Genomic DNA, 21,842 nt, shown 5'->3' with positions numbered 1-21,842 from the left:
ATGGGGGAGCCTTTTTTGTTATATGTATTCTCTTTGGGTGATCCGTTTTATGATCGCCCGAGCCAGAAGTCCGGCGACGCCTATCTTTTTTGCAACATGCTTCTTGCCGTGCAGATAGAGTGCCTTGACCTCGATGCCCGCTATATCCTCCGCGGTGAGCGGATCATCGCCGAGAACGACGAAATCGGCAATCATACCGGGTGCAAGCGTGCCGCGTTTATTCTCCTCATGGCTCATATACGCGGGATTTGCCGTTATCATGCGCAGCGCGTCGAGACGCGATATGCGCTCGTCCGGATTGGGATGATTTACGGAGCACGCCATACCGTACAGGGGCTTTGGACGCGTGCACGGTCCGTCGGAGCCGTCGCCTACGATAAGCCCGAGGCGGTGCATCGTTCCCAGCGCGTTTAGTCTGTCAGTGCGCTCTCTGCCGAGCACCGAGCACAGATACTCGTCCGGCTCCTGCTTCCAATATATAAACGGCGACTGCGCGGCTATGCACAGCTTTATCTTTGCCGCGCGCTTTAGCTGCTCCTCGCTTGCAAGGCAGACATGGATCATCACATGGCGCGCATCGTCCCACGGCTTATCGGCATAAGCCGCCTCATATGCCGTTATGCACTGCTCCACCGCCGCATCGCCTATGGCGTGCATGGTTATCTGCCAGCCCTCGCGGTTTGCGCCGATGGCGAACTCGTTCACGCGCTCCTGCGGATAATTCAAAACGCCGTAGTTGTTCGGATTGTTCGCGTACGGCTCCTTGAGCGCCGCGTCCTCTGAGCCGAAGCAGCCGTCGAGGGCAAGCTTGAAGCAGCCGCCGACGCGCTTGAAGCCGTGCTTTTTCACGGCCTTGAGGTCCATGGTCTGGAAGAATATGCGGAACGCCTGCGGCAGGCCGGGCGCGAGTATTTTTATCATGTCTATATCCAGATCGTTTGCAAAGCCCACGCCCTCAACGGTGTGCACGAGCCCGATGCCGACCGACGCAAGGTACTCCGCGCCTCCGGAGAGACCGCGTATAATATCCATCGTGGGGATATACGCCGTTGCCTCGTTCACGCCGTTATAAAACGCCGACTGGTACAGCCATCCGGTCTCGGTATTGCAGCCGGGATCGGATTTCACCTTATCCGACAGCAGTGCTAGCATTGCGCTGTTGCACACGGCAGCATGACCGTCGTACTTCATGACCATGAGCGGACGCTCCGTCCAGTCGTCAAGATCGCGCTTTTCGGGCAGCCGATGCTCGGCAACGGTGTTCGCGGTGCAGCCGTAGCCCATGAGCACCTTGTTTTTCCGGTGACTGTCGGCATAGCGCCTGACCGCCGCCTTTGCTTCGGCAAAATTTTTGACATCCATGAGATAGAATGTGTTCTCGAAAACGCACAGCGAGCCGAAATGCATATGCGTGTCGCCGAACGCAGGCGTTACCGTCGCGCCGCCGAGATCGACCCGTTTTGCCTTGCCGTAGCGCGGAGGGATGCTGCTTTCATCGCCGAGCCACACGATGTGACCGCCCTTTACCGCCATCGCGGTGTAAATGCGGTTTTCCTTTTCGCAGGAGATGAATCTGGCGTTCGTATAAAGCTCCATAACCTCATTCCTTTCACTTCTAAAATGGGCTCCATGTAGACATGGAGCACTACAGCCTGTTTCGTAAAGACAAGTGTACAGCGGGGGAGCGCGAGGGGGGTAAGCCCCCGCTCGCAATTGGATCATAGCCATCAAAAACGACTGAAAAACTGATTGATCAGTTTTATCAGGCTTTTTGACGAGCGCAGCGAGATTTTTTGTGAAAATTTATTTTTACAAAAAATGTGGCGTTTTTGAAACGTATAAAAAAGTCTCTGACTTTTGGTACGCTGAGGGGCTCCATGGTAAACATGGAGCCCAAATGTTTTCAGCCTTCGGGTATGTGTATCTCGCGGATGAGAAAATCCTTGCCCGAAAGTATGATTTTTTCAAAGCTGCCGCAGTTGGGGCAATAGCCCTCGTGCTCAATGACATGGAACAGCTCGTTGCATTCGTCGCATTCAGCCATGCCGGGAATGACATTTATCACAAGCTTTGTGTCCTTGAGCCATGTATCCCCAACGACGACGGGATATATATCCTCAACATACTTGGGGATGACCAGCGACAGCTCGCCTATATCGAGGACGATCTCCGCGACCTCCTTAATGTCGTTTCGCTCGCAAAATCGGTGACGGTTTTGACCATTGAGCGGACAACTCCGATCTCGTGCATAGCGGCTGCTTACTTTCTTGCGATCTTCTTGGTGACGAGCTTTGCGACTGCCGCCGGAGCATTGCCGGCTGCGCCGCAGCCGAGGCAGCGGGAGGTCTCTATCTTCATCTGCTCCTCGGTGAAGGTACCACGCAAATCCTTGAAGGTTTTCTTTGCTTCCTTGGCAGAGCCGTCGGCGGCATGCTGTCTGGGAGCAGTGTCGAAGCCCGCAACGGAAATGCCTGCGGTGGCGGTGTTCATCGCCTTATAATCGCGTCTGTCACGGCCGATGACCTGCGACTGACCGGGATGTACATAGCGTCTGTTCGCCATTGTTTTTCCCCGTATAATTTCCCCCCTATAAATATATTTTGCAGTTTAGGTCTATCAATAATTTATATCATGAAACTATACGCTTTGTCAATTATTTAGCATTGGCATTAAGTAACTGTTCAGCTATTTTTTCAGAGGCACATTGACGCACCCATTGGCTCCCTTGTGTAAAGGGAGGTGGGTTGCCGCATGGCGGTAAGCCGGAGGGATTGTGCCACTCGCCGTGGCGGGCATTGCGTTACCAACACTGGTAGTGGGTTTAGCTGCGTCATCTCGACAATAACAAACCGCGAATATGCGGGCGACCAATGGTCGCCCGTTTTTTATTGTTTCGTCGGCAATCACCGGTCGGGATGCCGCAACAACCGTACTGGCAGGCGCGTCAGTTCGTCTCCAAAAAGAAGTCCTTGTCGATTATCGCCTGGAGCGCCTGCTGCACGGCGGTGTCGAAGCCGAGCTCACGCAGCTTGCACACGCCCTCGATGGTCGTGCCGCCGGGGGAGCACACCGCGTTCATGAGTGCGATTGGGTGCTCGGAGCTGTTCATAGCAAGCGCGCCGCTGCCCATAACCGTCGCGGTGGCGATCTCCTCGGCGATCGGTCTTGCAAATTCCGCGCGGACACCCGCCTCCGCCAGAGCGTCAATGTACATCAAAACAAACGCGCCCGATGCCCCGCCGAGAGCTCCGAATGCCGGAAACAGGTCTTCATCTATATGGTACACCTTGTACGCCTTGCCGACCGACGAGAATATCGCGTCGGCGGTTTTTATATGTGCGCTCGTTGCCGCCTTGCCGCCGTATATCGCCGTTACGGAGACTTTTTATACTTGAAGTCGCTTAACAACGAGTATAAATTGGATATTCAACAATAGAGAAAACGACCATACCAGGCACGAAGCCCGATATGGTCATTATTCTTTTGCAACCCGCTTGAAGAATGCCAGTTAAAAATATGTTTTTTGCATATCCCTAATTAGCACCTTCTGATGGGGGAGCCTTTTGCTGCCTCGCGGGCTTTCAGTCCAGCAGCGCGAGCGCCTGCAAAACGGCCGCGGCCGACGCATCGGCCGCGTGCTGCTCGAACTGCTCGAACGACGCGGCGGCCGTGCCGTCGGCCAGATCCGAGATCGCACGCACCACGGCAAACGGCACGCCGCTCATGCTCGCCGCCTGCGCGACCGCGCCGCCCTCCATCTCCGCCGCCATGGCGGCCGGGAACGCGCGGCGGATGGCGGCCTTTGCCGCCGCGCCGGAGATGAACTGGTCGCCCGTGGCGACCAGGCCGCGGTGCACCCGCTGCGCGCCGATCGCGTTGCCGGCCGTCTGCGCCAGCAGCGCGGACAGCACCGCGTCGGGCGCGAACACCGTCGGCGCGCCGGGGTCGCCCATGCACACGCAGCCGCGCACGAAGCCGATGGGCGCGGCATCAAAATCGTGCTGCACCAGCCCGTCAGCCACCACGATGTCGCCGACGGCGAGGCCGCTTGCCAGCCCGCCTGCGATGCCGGTGTTGATGACCGCGCCGGGCGCGAACCGGTCGATGAGCACCTGCGTGCAGCGCGCCGCGCTGACTTTGCCGATGCCGCACCGGACGAGCACGACCTCCCGCGCGCCCAGGCGGCCCGTGCGAAAGACCAGCCCCTGTACGGTCTCCTGCGCGGGCTGCGTGAGCGCCGCGATGAGCGCGGCGAGCTCCGAATCCATGGCGCCGATGACGCCGATCCGGCCATAAGCCAAGAGAAACGCTCCTTTTCGGCAGCGCGGCCGCGCCGCACTGCGGTTTTTTCGTCTACCTTAATCCTTCTGCCCGCCAGTGTCAAGCCGCCGCTATGAAATTTATGAGTTGCTCATAAATTTGCGGATATCTTGTTTCTGCCGTGTGACCTGCTATCATGAAGGAAGCTTCAAAAATCACAGCAGGAGGAATGCATCATGCTCAACGAAAACGTCAAAAAACTGCTCAAGGAAAACATGTGGGACCTGGCCACCTGCAGCGCCGGTGTGCCGAATGCGGTGCCGGTCGCGTTCAAGGACGTGACGGACGACGGCAAGCTCGTCGTCGGTGACGTGTTCCTGGACACGACGCTGCGCAACCTCGCCGCGAATGACGGCCGCATCGCCATCTTCGTCTACGACGCCAAGACGCTCGAAGGCTATCAGATCCGCGGCACGGCCGAGCACGTTGCGGACGGGCCGGTCGTGGCCACGTTCAAGGCCATGGTCGAGCAGATGTTCCAGGGTGCGGCTACGGCGAAGGGCGCGCTCATCATCACACCGGAGACCGTCGTTGTCACGATGCCGGGCGCGGAGAACAAAAAGGTCTTGTAACGGCAATTTTCCATCGCTTTTTGATTCTTCTCTTTTTGCCCGGGGCGGGACGCGGGACGCGGTGCGCGTTTCGCGCCCGTTTCTGCACACTTGCATTCGGGGCGAAACTGCGGTATGCTGTAGGCAACAAACGGCGGAAAGGAGCCATTTTTATGCGCATTGCAGTTCCTTATGAAAACGGAAACATTTTTCAGCACTTTGGCCGCTCGGAGGCATTCAAGTTCTACGACGTGGCCGACGGTGCCGTCACGGCGGCGGCCGTCGTGTCCACGAACGGCAGCGGCCACGGCGCGCTGGCGGGCTTTCTCGTGGCGAATCACGCCGATGTGGTCATCTGCGGCGGCATTGGCGGCGGCGCGCAGTCGGCGCTCACCGAGGCCGGCATCCGGTTTTACGGCGGCGTGAGCGGCAGCGCGGACGCGGCGGTGCAGGCGCTGCTCGACGGCTCGCTCGGCTATGACCCCGAGGCGCGCTGCGACCATCACGACCACGCGCACGGCGCAGGCCACACCTGCGGCGAGCACGGCTGCGGCGAACACAGCTGCCACAGCTGACGACAACGGCAAAAAAGCAAGGGCTCCGGGAAACCGGAGCCTTTGTCGTTTTTGGCGGCACAAAGAAAATTTCCAATTTCCCCTGTCAGCGCCTTGACATTCCGGGCGGAATATGCTACTTTTTGTTGACCAGATGGTAAATAAAAATCTGGGTACATATTGATTCGATCAGGGGGAGGAAATACCATGACACAGTCTGTGAAAGACGAAGCAAAATTCCTGGATACCCGCCTCGACGACGAGACCGCCGCCGTACTGGAAAAGTGGAACCTGGTCATCCTCGGCGCAGCCCTGCTGCACGATGCCGACCACATCCGTCAGGCCATCCGCTGGCGCTATAAGATCCCGATGCAGCTCTGGATCATCAACCTGGCCGTGTACGTTCTGCCTACCGTGGCGGAGTTTCTGCTGAAAAACAAGCGCACGTCCTCGTTCCTGACCGTTGCCGCCAACGGCATCGTCACGAGCGCGGCGTTTTTGAAGGTGCACCTGTTCAAGCCCACGACGGACATCTGGGGCGCCTGGAACTACAACTACTTCAAGCTCGCCAGGGGCGTGTGGCACGAGGGCCAGTTCATCAAGGGCATCGACTGGATCGACTGGGCGCTGCTGCTCGACCTGCCCGCCGTGGCCATCCCGGCGTGCATGACGGCGATCAAAAAGCGCAGGGAATTCAAGCAGAACCTGCTGGAAGCGGGCGAAGAGGCCTGATGATTTTTGAGGGGGAGCGCCGGCTGCGCGTTCCCCTTTTGGCTTGGGGGCGAAGCAAATGAAAGACATCTCGCTGAGGATTCTGGACATGGAGTGCGCCGCGTGCGTGGCGCGGCTGGACCGCGCGCTGGAAAAGCTGCCGGGCGTGCAGCGCGCGGCGGTGAACTACACCGCCGCGTCGGCGCTCATCACCTATGACGAGCGCGTGACCGATCTCGCCGCGATCGCGGCGCGGGTCAAACGCGCGGGCTTTCGCGTGCCGGTCGCGGAGCAGGATCTGCTCCCGGCGGAAGCGGACGCGGAAACGGCAGCCGCCGCCGCGGCCGCGCTGCGCGCGGTGTTCGGCGTCAAGGGCGTGGCCGTGCAGGCGGACGGCACGCTCACGGCGTACCTGTGGCCCATCGGCGTGGACGGGCGCGATCTCGCCGCGGCCTGCGCGGTCGCGGGCTGCGCCGTCACGCCCGGCGAGCTGCGCGGCGGCGACGCGGATCAGGAGCTGGAAAAGCGCATGGATCTGCTCAAGACGCTCGTGACCTCGGCCTGCTGCACGGCGCCGCTCATGCTCGAGATGCACCCGAAGCTGCAGTTTCTGGCCGGGACGGCGCTGCAGTTCGGCCCCGGGCGGTATTTTTACAAGAGCGCGTGGCGCGGGCTGCGCAATCGCACGTTCGGCATGGACTTTCTCGTCTCGCTCTCGTCCACGCTCATCTATCTCTACAGCGCTTACGTGACGTTCACGCCGCGCCGCAGCTACAAGCTCTACTTTGCGTCCGACGGGGTGCTGCTCTCGCTCATCCTCTTCGGCAAATATATGGAGCAGGTCGCGGCCGGGGAGGCCAACTCCGCCATCCGCAAGCTCATGCACCTGCAGCCGCGCACGGCCATGGTGCAGCGCGGGGACACGTTTGTCGAGCTGCCGGTCGACCAGATCGCGGAACACGACCTGGTGCGCATCCGTCCCGGCGAGCGCGTACCGGTCGACGGCACGGTCGTCAGCGGTCAGTGCGCGGTCGACGAGTCCATGCTCACCGGCGAGAGCATGCCGGTGGACAAAGCGCCCGGCGACAAGGTCATCGGCGGCAGCCTCAACCGCTCCGGCTCGGCCATCGTCTCGGCCGAGGCGCTGGGCAAGGCGTCCGTGCTCGAGCAGATCATCCAGATCGTGCGCCAGGCCCAGTGCGAAAAAGCACCCGTGCAGCGCTTTGCCGACAAGGTCGCGCACTGGTTCGTGCCGGGCGTCATCGGCGCGGCGGCGCTGACGTTCCTCATCTGGTACCGGCGCATTGCGCCGCGCAACCTTGAGCGCGCGCTGCTCACCTGCTGCGACGTGCTGTCGGTCGCGTGCCCGTGCGCGCTCGGCCTCGCCACGCCGACGGGGCTCATGGTCGGCTCGGGCCGCGCGGCGGAGCACGGCATCCTCTTCAAGAGCGGCGCGGAGCTTGAAAACGCTTACAAGGCCGACTGTGTCGTCTTTGACAAGACCGGCACGCTCACGAACGGCGCGCCCGCGCTCACGGACGTCTGCCCGTGCAGCGGCGTGCGGCTCGCCGCCGCGCTCGAGCAGTGCTCGGATCACCCGCTGGCGCGTGCCGTCACGGCGTATGCGCAGCAGCAGTCCGACGCGCCGCTGCCGCCGGTGGAGGACTTTTCCTACGCGCTCGGCCGCGGCGTGCGCGGCACGGTCGCAGGTGCGGCCGTCGTCTGCGGCAGCCGGACGTGGCTCCATGAGCTGGGCATCGACACGGCTGCGCTTGCCGCGCTGCCGGATCTGCACGCGCAGGCCAAGACGGAGCTGTGCGTCACGCGCTGCGGCGTCGTGCTCGGCGCGCTCGGCATCGCCGACACGCGCAAGAGCGAGGCGGCCGCCGTCGTCGCGCAGCTGCGCGCGGCGGGCAAGGAGGTCTGGATGATGACGGGCGATCATGCCCGCACGGCCGAGGCCATCGCGGCCGAAGTCGGCATCGGCCACGTGCTTTCCGAGGTGCGGCCCGACGAGAAGGCCGCCGCCATCGAGCGCCTGCGCGCGCAGGGGAAAACGGTCTGCATGGTCGGCGACGGCATCAACGACACGCCGGCGCTCGCCGTGGCGGACTGCGCGGTCGCCATGGGCGGCGGGTCGGACATCGCCATCGAGTCGGCGGGCATCCTGCTGCCGTCCGGCAATCTGGAAAAGCTGCCGGAGCTGTTTGACATTTCCCGCGCGACCATCCGCACCATCCGCCAGAACCTGACGTGGGCGCTGTTTTATAACCTCGTCAGCATCCCGGTCGCGGCGCTCGGCGTGCTGCATCCGTCCATCTGCGCCACGGCCATGTCGGCCAGCTCGATCGGCGTGCTCATGCACTCGCTGCGGCTCAAGGACAGCGACAAAAAGGAGAGACGTTTCCCATGGAAGAAAAAGTCCTGACGACGTATGTGCGCGGCATCTACTGCCGCCAGTGCCCGGAGTGGATTGTGGATGACCTGCTGCACACGCGCGGCGTGCTCGACGCGGCGGTGTCGTTCTGGCGCGCGGAGCTGACCGTGCGCTATGACCCGCAGATCGTCACCGAGGCGGAGCTGCGCCGCGTGCTCTCTGACTGCGGCTACCCCGCCTGCGAAAAAGGCGCGCCGGGGTCGAACCCGCTGCGCAACGCGCTCAAAAGTGCCCTCGGCCGCAGGCCGGAGGGGTGAGGGGCACACCTTTTTGCGCTTGACCAGTATTGCGGACAGCTTTTGCGGCTGCTTCCGCATAAAATAAAAGCGCTTGCAACCAATATTGGTCAGAAAATGCTGTGCGGTGGTGAGAAGATGGAGCAGAAATTACGGCGGGATCGCGATCTTGGCGACAATTTGCGCCGCCTGCGCAACGCCAGCGGCCTCTCGCAGGGGAAGCTGTGCGCCGAGCTGCAGCGCCGCGGCTGCGACATCGGCCGCACGACCTACGCCAAATACGAGGCGGGTGAGCTCAATGTGCGCGTGCGCGTGCTGCTCGCGCTCAAATGGCTCTACGGCTGTCCGTATGACGCCTTCTTCGCGGGGCTGGATACGGCGGACGATGCCGAAGCCCGATAACAAAGCGCCGCCCCGGAAGCAGATCGCTTCCGGGGCGGTGTTTTCCGTTACAGGTAGAATTTCGGCTCCTTGCGCCCGGTGCAGTATTTTTTCACCGTGGCGGCCGCGGCCAGCCGCAGCGGCAGCGGCACGCCGCGGGCCGACTGCGGGCAGATCTGGATGCAGCGCAGACAGGAGATGCACTTATGCTTGTCCACCTTCTGCGGCGCGGCCTTCGGGATCGCGCCGGCGGGGCAGTTGTCCGCGCACAGGCCGCAGCGGATGCAGCGCAGGCCGCCGGTTGGCTTGAGCGGCAGGCCGTTGTAGGCGCGGTAGTCCGGATCGCCGGGCACGGCGATCTCGGCCGGGGCGTCGGCGGCGATGCGGGCCGCGAGCCGGGTGCAAAAATCTTTGATCTTGCTGCGGTCGGACGTGTCCGGCCGGCCGGCGGCGATGTCCGTGTTGACCGAGTGCGGCGCGATGACCTCCGCCGCCGCGATCACGCGAAAGCCCAGCGGGGTGAGCGTATCGCGCATTTCGAGCAGAGCGTCGTCCACGGCGCGGTTGCCGAACACGGCCACGAGCACGGCCGGAGTGTCCGTCCCGCGCAGGGCGCGCATGCGCGCGAGACACGGCCCGGGCACGCGCCCGCCATAGACCGGGAAGAACACGAGCAGGCAGTCGTCGGCAGAAAACGTCTTCGCCTCGGCGTGCACGGTGATGTCGGTGCAGGCGTCGGCCGCGTTCAGATTTTCCGCGAAGAGCCCGGCGACGCGCTGCGTGCCGCCCGTGGGGCTGAAGAAATACAGGTGCAGGTTGCGCGGATGCATGGCATGGCCTCCCAATTTCAGATTGCCTTTATTGTAACGAAAAATGCCTGCGATTGCAATGCTTTTTGGCCACCGGTCAGTACAGCTGCAGCTCGGACAGGTAAGCGTCCAGCCGGGACAGCCGCTGCTGCGGATATACGCCGAGCGTGCGGCTGAACTCGAAGGCGATGGCCTCGATGAGAAAGTTCACGCCGATATAGGAGTTTGTGGGCGAGGGGCTGGACAGATCGGCGAGAAGCACGATGTCCGCATCGCCGGCGAAGGGCGCGGTGAGCTTGTCGGTGATGACGATCAGTCGGCAGCCGGCGTCGTGCGCCATCTCGGCCAGTACGCACGTCATGCGCGAGTAGCGCTCGGCACCGAGCAGGATCACACAGTCGTGCGGGCCGTAGTCGAGCAGCTTTTCTACGCAGCGGGTGTCTGCGTCGCAGAAATACTCCACGTGCCGGGTATACTGCGACAGCAGCGTCCCCAGGTGCCGCGCCGGCCCTGCCAGACCGCGGAAGCCGGAGACAAAGATGTGCTCACTCTCGAGCAGGATGCGTACGATCTGCCCGTATTTTTCCGGGTCGTTCTTGCGGTAAGTCTCCTGCAGACAGTCTACGGCGAACTGCAGGCACTGAAACGAGCTCAGGTCCTGATACTTTTGCAATTTGTCCGGCACCTGATGCTGCGGGATGACGTATTTTTCACGCTCGATGACCTGTGAGAGCTCGCTGCGCAGGCTCTCCTGCAGCTCACGGAAGCCGCGGTAGCCCAGCGTGCGGCACAGGCGGATGACCGAGGTGTCGCTCACGCTGAGCGCAAGCGCGATGTCCTTGGCCGTTAAAAAATATAGCGAGCCGCTGTGCTCGAGAAAATAATCCGCGATGACTTTTTCCGTCCGCGTCAAATGCGCGCTTTGAATGCGCTGTTCCAGTTTACCGCTCATGGGAACACCATCCTTTTTTCTGGGGATTGTGAGCAGTGCCGCAACGAATGTTGCAGTAGCAACAACATTATACTGTATAAATTGTAGAAAATGCAATAGTGCATGAAAAACATTGAAAATTCAATTGACTTTTACGCATAAAAGAGCTAAAAATACCGCATACAACAATACCGGTGTTGGATTATTTGAGAGGAGGACCTCACAATGGAGAAAAACAAACGTATGCAATTTTACGGGGGCACGCTCGGCGCGTGTGCGCCGCTGCTGGTCTTCATGTGCCTCATGATCGTGATCGCCGCGATGAAGAAAGTGTCCCTGGTGTTGTTCTGCATGGCAGGTTTCGCCGGACTGTGTGTGGCATTCCTGCTGGCAAAAAACAAAAAGGAATTTGAACAGGCGGTCGTGGACGGCCTGAAAAACGACACGCTGTGTGTCATTATCTTCGCGTTCCTGCTGGCCGGCATCCTGTCGCAGGAGCTGCGCCAGAGCGGCCTCATTCAGGGCCTGACCTGGCTTGTGATGAAGCTCGGCCTGAGCGCGGGCTTCCTGCCGCTGGTGGCGTTTCTCGTCTGCCTGCTGATCTCGACGGCCTGCGGCACGTCCAACGGTGCCATCGTCGCCGTGCTGCCGGTGCTGCTGCCCGTCGCGGCGACCGTCGGTGCGAATCCCTCCGTCGTGGTCGGCGCCATCGTCAGCGGCGCGATCTTCGGCGATAACCTCGCCCCCATTTCCGACACGACCATCGCCTCCGCGCTCACGCAGGACGCGGAAGTGCGCGACGTCGTGCGCACCCGTCTGCCGTATTCGCTGATCGCCGGCGTCATTTCCGCCGTGCTGTTCATCATCGTCGGTATCAAGACGTCCACGTCCGTCACGCTGCCGGACGTCATCGACCCCGCCTATGCCAAGACGCTCGTCATGCTCGTCATCCCGGTCATCATGATCATCCTGATGCTCCGTGGCTGGAACCTCATCAGCACGCTCATCGTCTGCGATCTGGTCGGCTTTGTGCTGTGCCTGGTGTTCGGTTTCCTCGACGTGCCGACGCTGTTTTCGGCCACCGGCCCCATCGGCGCCGGCCTGACCGGCATGCTCAATGTCATCTGCTTCAGCTTCTTCATGTTCGCGCTGCTCGAGATGCTCAAGCGCAGCGGCGTGTTTGACATGCTGCTCGAAAAGCTCAACAACGCCAGCAAGACCCCGCGTCAGGCCGAGCTCGTCACCATCCTGCTGAGCGTCATCGGCAGCGTGGCCATCGGCGCTGCGTCCATCTCGATCCTGTTCGTCGGCCCGGTCGTGCGCAAGCTCCTGCAGACGCACAACATCGAGCGCACCCGCGGCTCGAACCTCATGGACGGCATTGCGACCGGCCTTGCCGGCATCGTGCCGTACAACCCCGTCGGCCTCAACGCCGTCAGCCTCGCGATCGCGAGCGGTGTCGTCTCGGAGTCGTTCTCGTTTTTGGATTGCGTGCCATATAACTTCCACAGCTGGCTGCTGATCCTGCTGTTCCTGCTCAGTGCGATCACCGGCATCGGCCGCCACTTTGAAAAGGGCACCGCCGCCGCGCCCGAGACCCCGGCTGCGGAAGAGAAATGACGATTTCGGGTGCGGCCGCCGCGCCGCCCCCGCTCAGATTGTTACATTTGGAAGGAGAAAACCATGCAAAATCTCAACGAAGGTCTGCTGTTTGATCCTGCACTGTCGGCGGAGATCAAGGATCGCTTTTACTATGTGGATGCGGATCCGGAATTCGGCCAGCGCCTGTTCTTTGAAAATTCCGGCGGTTCGCTGCGCCTGAAGGCGTCCGTCGAGGCGCAGGCAAAGTACCAGGCGTTCCCGGACTGCCCGGAGCGGCTGCACGATCGTTCCCGCGCGCTCAAAAAAGTGCAGCTGCACGGCATCGACGACATTATGCACATCGTTTTCGGCGCATCGGGCGGCGCGCTCATCTCGGAGATGACTGCCTCGCAGGCGATGTTCCAGATCGTCGGCGCCATCCTGGAAAACTGCCCCGGCAAGAGCGCGGTCACGTCCGTGCTCGAGCACCCGTCGGCATATGACGCGGTGAAATACTACTGCGACAAGACCGGCAAGGAATTTCGCGTCGCGCAGGCGAACCCGAAGACCGGCGGCATCGACGTCGAGGAAATCCGCCGCGTCGTCTCGCCGGATACCTGCCTGCTGAGCATCATGTATGCCTCGAACATCACCGGCAGCATTATGGACATGGCCGGTATCGTCAAGGCTGCGCGCGAGATCAACCCCGATATCTACATCGTCACCGACGCCGTGCAGCACGCGCCGCACGCCGTGCTCGACGTGGACGCCCTCGGCGTCGACGGCGCGACGTTTGCACCCTATAAATTCTTCGGCACCCGCGGTATGGGCTACGGCTACGTGTCCGATCGCGTGGCCAAGCTGCCGCACCGCAAGGTCTTGCAGCGCCCGGCCGACGTCTGGGAGCTCGGCTCGCCCACGCCCGGCAACTTCGCGGCCATGAGCGCCGTGGTGGACTATGTCTGCTGGCTCGGCGGCCACTTCATCCAGTCGGACGACCGTCGCACGCTGTTCGTGACCGGCATGGAGCACATCCACCTGCAGGAGCGCGCGCTGCTGCACACCATGCTCGAGGGCACGCAGAACGTGCCCGGTCTGCGCCACATCCCCGGCGTACACGTGTATGTTGACACCGAGGATCTCACGCACCGCGACCTGATCGTTGCCATGGGCATCGACGGGCTGGACATGACCCGCTGCGTCGAGGAGTACCAGAAGCGCGGCGTCACGACCTTTGAGCGCGTCAACACCAGCGTGTATTCCAAGCGCATCGTCGAGGCTGTCGGCCTCACGGGTGCGATCCGCGTCTCGCCGCTGCACTGCCACACCGTCGCGGACATCGAGACGTATCTGCGCGTCACTCAGGAGCTCGCGCAGGCATTTGCAAAGTGATCATTCTTTCCCCTCCCTTCTTTTTCCCTTATGCACAGACCCTGCCGCATCCGCGGCAGGGTCTGTTGCAGTTTTGCCATGTGTGCGCTATACTGGCGGCAGCAATATCGGAAGGGGGCGGCCGCCATGCGCGAATCCGCAACGAAAAAAGTGCTCGCCGAGAGTCTCAAGGAGCTCATGCTCCGGCGCGACTTCGCGGACATCACCGTGACCGATCTGTGCGCGGCCGCGGAGATCAACCGCCGCACGTTCTACCGGCACTTTACGGACAAGTACCAGCTCGTGACGTGGATCTACGACAAGGGCTTTCAGAAGGCCATCGGCGACGATGAGCCGGGCCTGTTCGACCTCTTCGGGCGCGTGTGCACGTATCTGTATGCCGACCGCGCGTTTTATGCCCGCGCGCTCACGTTCACGGGGCAGAATTCGTTCCACGACTTTCTCTGCGCCCGGCTGCGGCCGTACCTGCAGGCGGACTTTTCCGACCTCTTTTCCGATCCGCAGAACGAGGCGTTCATGTCCGGGAAGATGTCGGATGTGGTCATGGATATTATTCAAAACTGGCTCAGCCGGCCGGATTGCCCGCCGCCGGAGGTGTTTGCGCCCTGGGCGCTGCACCTGTGGAAGGATATCATGGGCCGGTGGAAGGAGCTCGGCGATGCGTGGGAGCACACATTAGACCACAAAAACGCATAAGTGAGGCAAAAAGCCACGAAACTGCGGTTCCGTGGCTTTCCTTGTGGCGTAATTTGTTCTATGCTGAACATACCCCCTCATTTGGAAGCGTGCAGGCCCAGAGGTCTCTTTTCGATCTTTCACGGTACCTCTTCTCCCGTTGCGCGACGGTGTCCGCGCGCTTCCGATCTCGTTCTTTCGGCAGAGCATGCCTTCCTTTTATATGAACGCCCCGGACTGCATTTGCAGTCCGGGGCGTCTGCCGTTGGGGGCGTTCTGCGCGGGGCGCGATGATTTGGAAAGAGAAGCCCTGCACGATGATCGAATTTCAATCCGCGCACCCCGTGCGGGGTGCGACCAGGCCGCAGCGACCAAGAAAGGCTTTATGTCCGAATTCCAATCCACGCGCCGCATGGGCGCGGCGGGGTCAGCGCAGGGCGTCCGGCAGGACGGTGTTCTCACCGACCATGACCCAGTTGCGCTTGTCGCGCGCATTCTGATTGTCAACCCGGTACCATGTGCCGGGGAAGAACTGGTTGCCGTTGTTTTTGGAAGTGTCCCAATCGTAGGACATGAATGCATAAAACGGCCGGTCATATTTGGCGTTTGCATTGATGGCGTTGCCGGTGAAGGGGTTCGTCGGGTTGTCGATCAGCCCGCTTGTCGCCAGTGTCGGCACGTCGGCCGTGGTCATGAACGTGTCCGAGAACGAGAAGCCCTTGGCATTGAAGTCCTTGACCATCAGCAGGGGGAAGAAAAAGTCCGTATCGGGGCCGTTGTCGATAACGCGATCCCAATTGAGGTACAGGCCGCGTCCGTGATCTGCGACGAGGATGATGCGCGTGTTATCGTACACGCCGTTTTCGCGCATATAGTCAAACCATTTGCCGAGCTGCATCAGCGAGGCCACGTTGGGGTCATAGTGCGCAAACTGGACATCCTCCTCCATGGTGATCGACTTGCCGTCAACGGTGAAACGGTCCGCGTGCGTTTTGTCATACTCCGTGTTATCAATGGTGCCGGCAACGGAATAATCCGGCTCCTGCAGCAGCACGGGGGAGTGCGTGGTGTCGTTGGTCATGAACAGGAACGTGTTGTCCCCGCTCTTGGTGGTCTGCGTGATCGTCGGGAGATGGGTCAGTGCATGGTAGCCCTTGAGGAACGTGGCGTCCATACCGGTGGCGGTGTGGGGGCTGGTGATCGTCTGCTCGACGAAATTTTCCTCCTCCTCCGTCTGCACGCTGCTGCGGTTATAGTTGCCGTTGTCATAGAGGATGGACTGCGCAGCGACGGGGCACACCTTCATGAGACTGTAACCGAAGAAATTGCGCATATTCGCGCTGACCCAGTTTTTCGGGCTCATGTCCGATTCAAAGGCGCCGAAGGTGATATAGCGGTGAATGTCCGGGTAATCGGAGAAGACGGACAGGTCGGGCACCCACTGGTAGTTGGCGTAGATGGGGTCGAAGACCGTGACGTCAAAGTCGTTCTGGTCAAACAGGACCGGCATCATCTTGAGCGCCTCGTTGTGCTTGTCGACCAGCTTTTCATCTTTGCGCAGGTTGATCTGGTCGACCGTGTATTCGTATCCACCCATGAGCGCGGGCGTGCCCATGTTCGTGAAAGCGCCGGTGGAGACGACGTTCGTATAAGCGGTGAAGCCGTCGAACTGTGCCTGGAGCTCCGGTTTTTCGTTGAAAATATACGGCAGGAATGCGCCCACGGCGCGGTCGAGCATGAGCACGATGACGTTTTTGCCGGTCTTGCTCATGGTGTATTCCGGCACACCGCCGCTCTCTTCCATCGTCTGGCGGATGCTCTTGATCTGCGAGTGGATGCTGCCGATATTGATCGGCAGCATGATGGCAATGGCCAGAACGAACGCGAGCGCTGCCTTGAATACATGCTTGCTCCACCGTCGATAGACCAGATACATGACACCGGCGGTGGCCGCGATTGCGAGCAGGTTGCCCCAGAGCTCGGCCGGCGCAAACTGCATGCCGCCCTCAAAGCTGAGCGTGGACGAGAGCACACCGAGGTACTTGCCGAAGAACATGAAATCCACGATGGCGACGCCGACGAGCATCCACAAAACCTTCTCAAAGGCGACCTTGCCCTTCGGGCTGGCCAGCCAGTAGAAGATGCCGAACCAGATGACAAAGGTGCCGATGGCGAGGCACAGGCTGTTGATGACAAACCAGATCGGGCTGTAGTACATCTGCACGTTCACGAATTCCTGCGCGGACGACGAGATGACGGACGCCGGAATGTATCCGCCGATGAACAGCGCCAGGAACGCGGCGCAGCCAAAGAAGATCTTTGCGTTCGGCTTGGCGGCGGGCTTGCCGGCGGCGGGCTTCTTCGTGCGGATCAGCCCCACGATCAGGGGCAGCATCAGCGCCGCGCCCAGAAGCAGCAGCGCGGCCTTGACGACCGGCCGCTCGGAGAAGGAATAGCGCACGAGACCGAGCGCCAGCAGCGCCGCACCGGAGACGGCGGCCAGGATCTTGAGCACCCGCCCCGGATGCTTGAGCTTGTAGAAGATGGTCTTGATGAGGGAGAAGATGTTGTTGAGCGTCCAGTAAAACACCAGACCGGCGGGGGAGGTGTACAGGAAAAACAGGAAGAACACCGCCATCACGTACAGCTGGATCTTCGTCTTGGGCGTTGCGCCCTTCGTGAAGATGATGCACGAGACGAGGTTGACCGCCGTCATGATGATGGGCAGGAGGTTGATGTGCACGCCGGCGATGGCGATCAGCCCGTCGGCGGCGCCGAGGTCGGCGATCGGCCCGAAGGACACGCCCTTGATGAGCTCCAGCCCGGACAGGAAGCGGTAGGCGGCGATGAAAAACGGGATCTCCAGAAACAGCGACACCGCACTGCGCAGAACATACGTGGGCTTATAGTGGTTCTGGCGGTAGTAGGTCTGCAGGATCATCATCTTCTCGTCGCCGCGGAACGTCTTTTTGATGTGCGTCACGCCGCGGTGCAGGCGGGCCTCCATGTCGCGCTCCTCTTCCTGCAGCGCGTCGGCCCGCATGTAGAGCGGCAGCACCAGAAAGTTCATGACCAGGCTCAGCACGATGATGGACAGGCCGGGGTTGCCGATCACGCGGTTGGCGTTGACATAGACGACCTCAAACAAAAGCTGCAGCGGCTGCAGCAGCAGGGAATCCAGTATCTGAAAAAATGTCACGGTTCTTTCTCCTCATGCGTTGCGGTAAGTTCCTTCATCTTCTGCTCGAGATAGTCCGCAGCGCGCACGGCGCCCTTGCCCGGATAGACCCAGGTCTGCGCTCTTGCCGTGTCGCGGCCCTGGGCGTATTTCGGGTCGGTCAGGCACTGCTGCACCATGTCGCCGAGCGTGTCGAAGTTGTCCTCGGTGAGCTGCTGGCCGATCTGCGGCAGGATCTCGAACGTCCAGTACGGCGTGTCGAGCCACCAGCAGTCGTAGGGGCTCTTGTCAAACTTCGTGTCCGCGTAGATGACGGGCTTGTCAAAGACCAGCGTGAAATCGAAGATGACGCCGGAGAAATCGGAGACGAGCAGATCGGCGCGCCGGAGCACGTCGAAGTTATCGTTGTCGCGGTTCCACTCCAGATCCTCCGAGTCCGGGTAGGCGGCCATGAGCTTGTCGATCATGTCCTTTTCCGACTTGTACGACTGGGGGTGCGGGCGGATGATGACATGGTAGCCGCCGGCGAGCAGCTTGTCGATGATCTTGCCGCCGTATTTGCTGAAGATCGCGCTCGGCCCCCAGGACGGCGCGATGAGCACCGTCGTCCTGTGCGGTGCGATGGGGCCGGCGGCGTCCAGCCGCCGCTTCATCTCGTCCATGTAGGGGATGCCGATCTTCACGACCTCCTTGGCGGGCAGGCCGCGCAGCGCCTCGAGCGCGCGCAGGTCGCGGATCTGATAGTCGCCGGAGACGAAGACCGTATCGTAATAGTCGATGCCGAACATCCGGTAGCCGGCGACCTCGTTGGCCGCGTGCAGGATGTGCACATAGTAGTCCACGCCCGGCGAGCGCTTCCACTGGTAGACGTCCAGCCCCGGCGTGGTGGACAGCAGCACGTTCGCGCGCAGGAAGTTGAGCTTGGCAAAGGCCTTGTTGCCCTCGCCGAGAAACTCCGCGTGCACGTGCGCGTAGGGGTTTTGCAGCGCCGGATCGTCGGGCGAGGCCGTCAGATACGCGACGTCCAGCCCGCGCCGGTCCAGCTCGCGGCACACGGGCTCCATCACGTTCCAGTAGCGCTTGTCGTCCACGAAGACGGCCAGCGGGTGCTTTTCCTGGTCGACGGCGGTCTTTTCCCCGCCGCTCAGGAGAAAGCGCAGCTTGATGATCCAGCCCCGCAGCGCAAAGTTCAGTGCGCCGATGATGCCGATCAGAATGGCAAAGAGCATGCTGCCCGTGCCGGGATCAATGTACAGTTTCATGTTTTCCGTTCTCCTCTGCCCGTAGCATCCACAGCCCGGCGAGCACGCTGCAGGCGGCACAGAACCCGGACACGAGCAGCCCGGCGCCGCGAAGGTCATCGGCGGGGAAAAGTCCGCCGAAGAGATTGATGAGCGCATGGATGCCCAGCGCCGGCACGATGGAGCGGTAATAGGCGACCGTCCCGCACAGGGCGAAGCCCGTGCAGGCGGCGCACACCGCCTGTATGCCGACGGCGCCCGGTGCGCCTCCGATGAGATTGACGGCGTGGAACACGCCGAACACGGCCGCGTTGAGCACGGCCGCCGTCAGCGGCCGCAGCCGCTGCGTATGTTCCCACAGATACCCGCGGAAAGCCAGCTCCTCCGCCATGCCGCACACGACGTACATCCCGCAGGCGAAAAACCCGTCCGCGGCGGCGCTGCGGCCGCAGGCGGCCAGCACCAGATCGCCGGCCGGCCAGAGCAGCAGCAACAGCAGCCCCGGCCACCGCTTCCGCCCCCGGCGGCAGGCGCCGAGACCGTATCTGCGTCGGTAAAGGATCAGCGCCGCCGCGAGAAAGACCGCCAGCCCCGCGAAGGTGACGCTGTGCGGCAGGCCGATCCTGCCGGAAACAAACTCGCCCAGTGCATAGACCAGGGCATATATCAGCACCAGATAGACCATAAAAAGCAAACGCATCCTTTACAGCATTTTTTCATTATATAATGTCGAAATCGGAAACACAAGGGAATCTGCATATGTTTCCGACATTGTTTTTACGTGCACTTGACAAAACGACAAAATAAGTTCACAATATGCATCGCATATCAAAAAAATGAACGCAAGGGAGCCTGACGATCTTGTTGACAAAAAATCAGTTTGCGCTGCTCAGCTACATTGCGGTCCGTCCCGCGGACGAGCCGGCGCTTTCGCAGCGCGCCATCGCGCAGGGCACCGGCAAAGCACTCGGCACCGTGAACGGGCTGGTCAAGCAGCTGGACGCCATGGGCTATCTCGACGGGACGAACCGCATCACGGATGCGGGCCGTGCAGCGCTTGCGCCGTACCGGGTGGACAACGCCGTTATCATGGCGGCGGGCATGAGCTCGCGCTTTGCCCCCCTGTCGTATGAAAAGCCGAAGGCCCTGCTGAAGGTGAAGGGCGAGGTGCTCATCGAGCGCGAGATCCGCCAGCTGCAGGCGGCGGGCATCGACGACATCACGGTCGTGGTCGGCTATATGAAGGAAAAGCTGTTTTACCTCGAGGACCGCTTCCATGTGAAGATCGTCATCAACGAGGATTACCACCGCTACAACAACCCCTCCACGCTCATGCTCGTCCGCGACCGGCTGAAAAACACCTTCATCTGCTCCTCGGACAACTACTTTGAGCAAAACCCGTTTGAGCCCTATGTGTATCAGGCGTATTACGCGTCGCTCTACAGCGCAGGCAAAACGGACGAGTACTGCATGGTCACGAACCGCAAGGGCCGCATCACAGGCGTGCAGGTCGGCGGGAGCGACGCGTGGTACATGATCGGACACGCCTATTTCGACCGCAGCTTCAGCGAGAAATTTACGCAGATCCTCGAGCGGGAGTATGACAGCCCGGTCACCCGGGCGGGGCTCTGGGAGGATCTGTACGCCCGGCACATCCGCGAGCTGGAGATGTACATCCGCAAATATCCCGGCGGCATCCATGAGTTCGACTCGCTCGATGAGCTGCGGGCGTTTGACAGCGCCTATGTCACCAATACCGACTCGTACATTTTCGACAACATCTGCGCCGTGCTCCACTGCACACCGGACAGCATCCACGGCATCATCCCGATCAAGACGGGGCTGACGAACCTGTCGTTCAAGTTCACGTGCAACGGCCGGGACTACGTGTACCGCCACCCCGGTGCGGGCACGGAGGCTTACATCGACCGCCCGGCCGAGGCGCGGGCGCTGGAGGTGGCCAAGGCGCTGGGGCTCGACGACACGTTTCTCTACATCGACGCGGCCAAGGGCTGGAAGATCTCGCACTATATCGAGGACGCGGCCATTCTGGACTATCACAACACCGAGCAGGTCGACACGGCGCTGCGTATGCTGCGCCGCCTGCACACGAGCGGCATACAGCTCGACGGCCGGTTTGACATCTGGGAGAAGATCAACGGCTTTCTCGACCGGCTGCAGGGGACGGACGTCTCCGACTTTACCGGCATGCAGGAGCTGCACGAGACGATGTGCGCGCTGCACGAGCGCCTGAAGGGCGACGCGGTCCCCCTGTGCGCCTGCCACTGCGACAGCTATAACCCAAACTTCCTGATCGACAAGCAGGGGAAGATGTACCTGATCGACTGGGAATATGCCGGCATGGCCGACCCTGGCTGCGACATCGGCACATTTATCGCCTGCTCGGACTACACGCCCGAGGAGGCGGAGCAGGTGATCGCACGCTATCTCGGCCACGCGCCCACGGGGGCGGAGCTGCGCCACTACATCGGCTATGTGGCCATGGCGTCCTACTTCTGGTTTTTGTGGGGGCTGTATCAGGAGGCGTGCGCCAAGCACGTCGGCGAGTATCTCTACATCTGGTATAAATACACAAAGCAATACGCCCGGCTGACGCTGGAGCGATATGACCATGAGGAGGAGTTTGCTTGAAACAGAAGACAGAGGCCCAGCAGGGCTCGATTGAACAGCTCATCTACGAGGAGACCGAGCGGCGGCTGGAGATCATGCAGTCCGACACCTACGAGTTCCCCAAGAAAATGACCCGGGTCGATTACGGCATCATCATCGCCAGCGTGGCGGCCAGCCTGGTGCTGATCGTGACCTGCATGCTGGGAGGCTGAAC

Annotated in this window: 20 protein-coding genes and 1 pseudogene; 11 read left to right on the top strand and 10 right to left on the bottom strand. The window is 61.3% G+C overall.

The genetic code is table 11. From position 1 onward, the window contains the following. Positions 1-18: 18 nt before the first annotated feature. The 5 genes from OGM61_02050 to OGM61_02030 all read right to left on the bottom strand — a co-directional run bounded on the left by OGM61_02050 (position 19) and on the right by OGM61_02030 (position 4,301). Positions 19-1,596 carry an amidohydrolase gene (locus OGM61_02050; GenBank protein UYI84872.1) on the bottom strand — a complete coding sequence of 526 codons (1,578 nt, stop codon included), beginning with the start codon at positions 1,594-1,596 and terminating at the stop codon, positions 19-21. A 307-nt stretch (positions 1,597-1,903) separates the two neighbouring features. Then, complete coding sequence (locus tag OGM61_02045; protein UYI85555.1) at positions 1,904-2,140, bottom strand: hydrogenase maturation nickel metallochaperone HypA; 237 nt, start codon at positions 2,138-2,140, stop codon at positions 1,904-1,906. A 119-nt stretch (positions 2,141-2,259) separates the two neighbouring features. Beyond that, positions 2,260-2,562 (bottom strand): hypothetical protein, encoded by a 303-nt coding sequence (locus tag OGM61_02040; GenBank protein ID UYI84871.1) that lies wholly within the window; start codon positions 2,560-2,562, stop codon positions 2,260-2,262. Between the two features lie 382 nt (positions 2,563-2,944). After that, the gene (locus tag OGM61_02035) at positions 2,945-3,214 is read right to left on the bottom strand and encodes a hypothetical protein (protein UYI84870.1); all 270 of its coding nucleotides are present in this window, start codon (positions 3,212-3,214) and stop codon (positions 2,945-2,947) included. A 367-nt stretch (positions 3,215-3,581) separates the two neighbouring features. Then, the gene (locus OGM61_02030) at positions 3,582-4,301 is read right to left on the bottom strand and encodes a 5'-methylthioadenosine/adenosylhomocysteine nucleosidase (GenBank protein UYI84869.1); all 720 of its coding nucleotides are present in this window, start codon (positions 4,299-4,301) and stop codon (positions 3,582-3,584) included. Between the two features lie 195 nt (positions 4,302-4,496). On the opposite strand from OGM61_02030, the gene OGM61_02025 reads away from it, so the two are divergent. The 6 genes and pseudogenes from OGM61_02025 to OGM61_02000 all read left to right on the top strand — a co-directional run bounded on the left by OGM61_02025 (position 4,497) and on the right by OGM61_02000 (position 9,211). Then, positions 4,497-4,892, top strand: a complete 396-nt coding sequence (locus OGM61_02025; protein UYI84868.1) for a pyridoxamine 5'-phosphate oxidase family protein — start codon at positions 4,497-4,499, stop codon at positions 4,890-4,892. A gap of 152 nt (positions 4,893-5,044) precedes the next feature. Further along, a pseudogene (locus OGM61_02020) lies at positions 5,045-5,446 on the top strand (DNA-binding protein). A 198-nt stretch (positions 5,447-5,644) separates the two neighbouring features. Next, positions 5,645-6,157, top strand: coding sequence for a hypothetical protein (locus OGM61_02015; GenBank protein UYI84867.1), 513 nt, complete (start codon positions 5,645-5,647; stop codon positions 6,155-6,157). Between the two features lie 58 nt (positions 6,158-6,215). After that, positions 6,216-8,564 carry a heavy metal translocating P-type ATPase gene (locus OGM61_02010; protein UYI84866.1) on the top strand — a complete coding sequence of 783 codons (2,349 nt, stop codon included), beginning with the start codon at positions 6,216-6,218 and terminating at the stop codon, positions 8,562-8,564. Next, positions 8,546-8,830 carry a heavy-metal-associated domain-containing protein gene (locus OGM61_02005; protein UYI84865.1) on the top strand — a complete coding sequence of 95 codons (285 nt, stop codon included), beginning with the start codon at positions 8,546-8,548 and terminating at the stop codon, positions 8,828-8,830. The genes OGM61_02010 and OGM61_02005 overlap by 19 nt, the downstream gene beginning before the upstream one ends. 117 nt (positions 8,831-8,947) lie before the next feature. Next, entirely contained in the window at positions 8,948-9,211 is a 264-nt protein-coding gene (locus OGM61_02000) for a helix-turn-helix domain-containing protein (GenBank protein ID UYI84864.1), read from the top strand. Positions 9,212-9,258: 47 nt separating this feature from the next. On the opposite strand, the gene OGM61_01995 is transcribed toward OGM61_02000, so the two are convergent. Beyond that, entirely contained in the window at positions 9,259-10,020 is a 762-nt protein-coding gene (locus tag OGM61_01995; protein ID UYI84863.1) for a 4Fe-4S binding protein, read from the bottom strand. A gap of 76 nt (positions 10,021-10,096) precedes the next feature. Then, positions 10,097-10,951, bottom strand: a complete 855-nt coding sequence (locus OGM61_01990) for a MurR/RpiR family transcriptional regulator (protein ID UYI84862.1) — start codon at positions 10,949-10,951, stop codon at positions 10,097-10,099. A 204-nt stretch (positions 10,952-11,155) separates the two neighbouring features. Here OGM61_01990 and OGM61_01985 point away from each other — a divergent pair, with 204 nt between their 5' ends. The 3 genes from OGM61_01985 (at position 11,156) to OGM61_01975 (ending at position 14,599) form a co-directional block, all read left to right on the top strand. Continuing rightward, on the top strand, positions 11,156-12,550 hold the full coding sequence (locus OGM61_01985; protein UYI84861.1) for a hypothetical protein: 1,395 nt from the start codon (positions 11,156-11,158) through the stop codon (positions 12,548-12,550). A gap of 63 nt (positions 12,551-12,613) precedes the next feature. Beyond that, positions 12,614-13,903 (top strand): aminotransferase class V-fold PLP-dependent enzyme, encoded by a 1,290-nt coding sequence (locus tag OGM61_01980; GenBank protein ID UYI84860.1) that lies wholly within the window; start codon positions 12,614-12,616, stop codon positions 13,901-13,903. Positions 13,904-14,029: 126 nt separating this feature from the next. Next, a complete protein-coding gene (locus tag OGM61_01975) occupies positions 14,030-14,599 on the top strand; it encodes a TetR/AcrR family transcriptional regulator C-terminal domain-containing protein (protein UYI84859.1) in 570 nt (189 codons plus the stop codon). Between the two features lie 406 nt (positions 14,600-15,005). Here OGM61_01975 and OGM61_01970 read toward each other — a convergent pair whose 3' ends face one another. The 3 genes from OGM61_01970 to OGM61_01960 are packed head-to-tail and all read right to left on the bottom strand — an operon-like array spanning position 15,006 to position 19,682. After that, entirely contained in the window at positions 15,006-17,777 is a 2,772-nt protein-coding gene (locus OGM61_01970) for a YidC/Oxa1 family membrane protein insertase (protein ID UYI84858.1), read from the bottom strand. Beyond that, positions 17,774-19,018: a CDP-glycerol glycerophosphotransferase family protein gene (locus OGM61_01965; GenBank protein ID UYI84857.1), complete on the bottom strand. Its 1,245-nt coding sequence runs from the start codon at positions 19,016-19,018 to the stop codon at positions 17,774-17,776. Before OGM61_01965 ends, OGM61_01970 begins: the two co-directional genes overlap by 4 nt. Next, positions 19,002-19,682, bottom strand: coding sequence for a CPBP family intramembrane metalloprotease (locus tag OGM61_01960; GenBank protein ID UYI84856.1), 681 nt, complete (start codon positions 19,680-19,682; stop codon positions 19,002-19,004). Before OGM61_01960 ends, OGM61_01965 begins: the two co-directional genes overlap by 17 nt. Before the next feature lie 176 nt (positions 19,683-19,858). Here OGM61_01960 and OGM61_01955 point away from each other — a divergent pair, with 176 nt between their 5' ends. Together OGM61_01955 and OGM61_01950 are read left to right on the top strand one after the other, a co-directional pair. After that, a complete protein-coding gene (locus tag OGM61_01955; GenBank protein UYI84855.1) occupies positions 19,859-21,649 on the top strand; it encodes a phosphotransferase in 1,791 nt (596 codons plus the stop codon). Next, positions 21,646-21,840, top strand: coding sequence for a hypothetical protein (locus tag OGM61_01950; protein UYI84854.1), 195 nt, complete (start codon positions 21,646-21,648; stop codon positions 21,838-21,840). Before OGM61_01955 ends, OGM61_01950 begins: the two co-directional genes overlap by 4 nt. Positions 21,841-21,842 lie beyond the last annotated feature (2 nt).

Source organism: Clostridiales bacterium, assembly GCA_025757645.1.
Lineage (GTDB): Bacteria > Bacillota > Clostridia > Oscillospirales > Oscillospiraceae > CAG-103.
The sequence above is the reverse complement of the archived record's forward strand: the minus strand, read 5'-3'. Positions and strand labels throughout refer to the sequence as shown.

Coding starts and splice junctions, on each gene's coding strand:
- OGM61_02050 (UYI84872.1), bottom strand. CDS start 1,596: ATGGAGCTTTATACGAACGCCAGATTCATCTCCTGCGAAAAGGAAAAC.
- OGM61_02040 (UYI84871.1), bottom strand. CDS start 2,562: ATGGCGAACAGACGCTATGTACATCCCGGTCAGTCGCAGGTCATCGGC.
- OGM61_02035 (UYI84870.1), bottom strand. CDS start 3,214: ATGTACATTGACGCTCTGGCGGAGGCGGGTGTCCGCGCGGAATTTGCA.
- OGM61_02025 (UYI84868.1), top strand. CDS start 4,497: ATGCTCAACGAAAACGTCAAAAAACTGCTCAAGGAAAACATGTGGGAC.
- OGM61_02010 (UYI84866.1), top strand. CDS start 6,216: ATGAAAGACATCTCGCTGAGGATTCTGGACATGGAGTGCGCCGCGTGC.
- OGM61_02005 (UYI84865.1), top strand. CDS start 8,546: ATGGAAGAAAAAGTCCTGACGACGTATGTGCGCGGCATCTACTGCCGC.
- OGM61_02000 (UYI84864.1), top strand. CDS start 8,948: ATGGAGCAGAAATTACGGCGGGATCGCGATCTTGGCGACAATTTGCGC.
- OGM61_01995 (UYI84863.1), bottom strand. CDS start 10,020: ATGCATCCGCGCAACCTGCACCTGTATTTCTTCAGCCCCACGGGCGGC.
- OGM61_01990 (UYI84862.1), bottom strand. CDS start 10,951: ATGAGCGGTAAACTGGAACAGCGCATTCAAAGCGCGCATTTGACGCGG.
- OGM61_01985 (UYI84861.1), top strand. CDS start 11,156: ATGGAGAAAAACAAACGTATGCAATTTTACGGGGGCACGCTCGGCGCG.
- OGM61_01980 (UYI84860.1), top strand. CDS start 12,614: ATGCAAAATCTCAACGAAGGTCTGCTGTTTGATCCTGCACTGTCGGCG.
- OGM61_01975 (UYI84859.1), top strand. CDS start 14,030: ATGCGCGAATCCGCAACGAAAAAAGTGCTCGCCGAGAGTCTCAAGGAG.
- OGM61_01965 (UYI84857.1), bottom strand. CDS start 19,018: ATGAAACTGTACATTGATCCCGGCACGGGCAGCATGCTCTTTGCCATT.
- OGM61_01960 (UYI84856.1), bottom strand. CDS start 19,682: ATGGTCTATCTGGTGCTGATATATGCCCTGGTCTATGCACTGGGCGAG.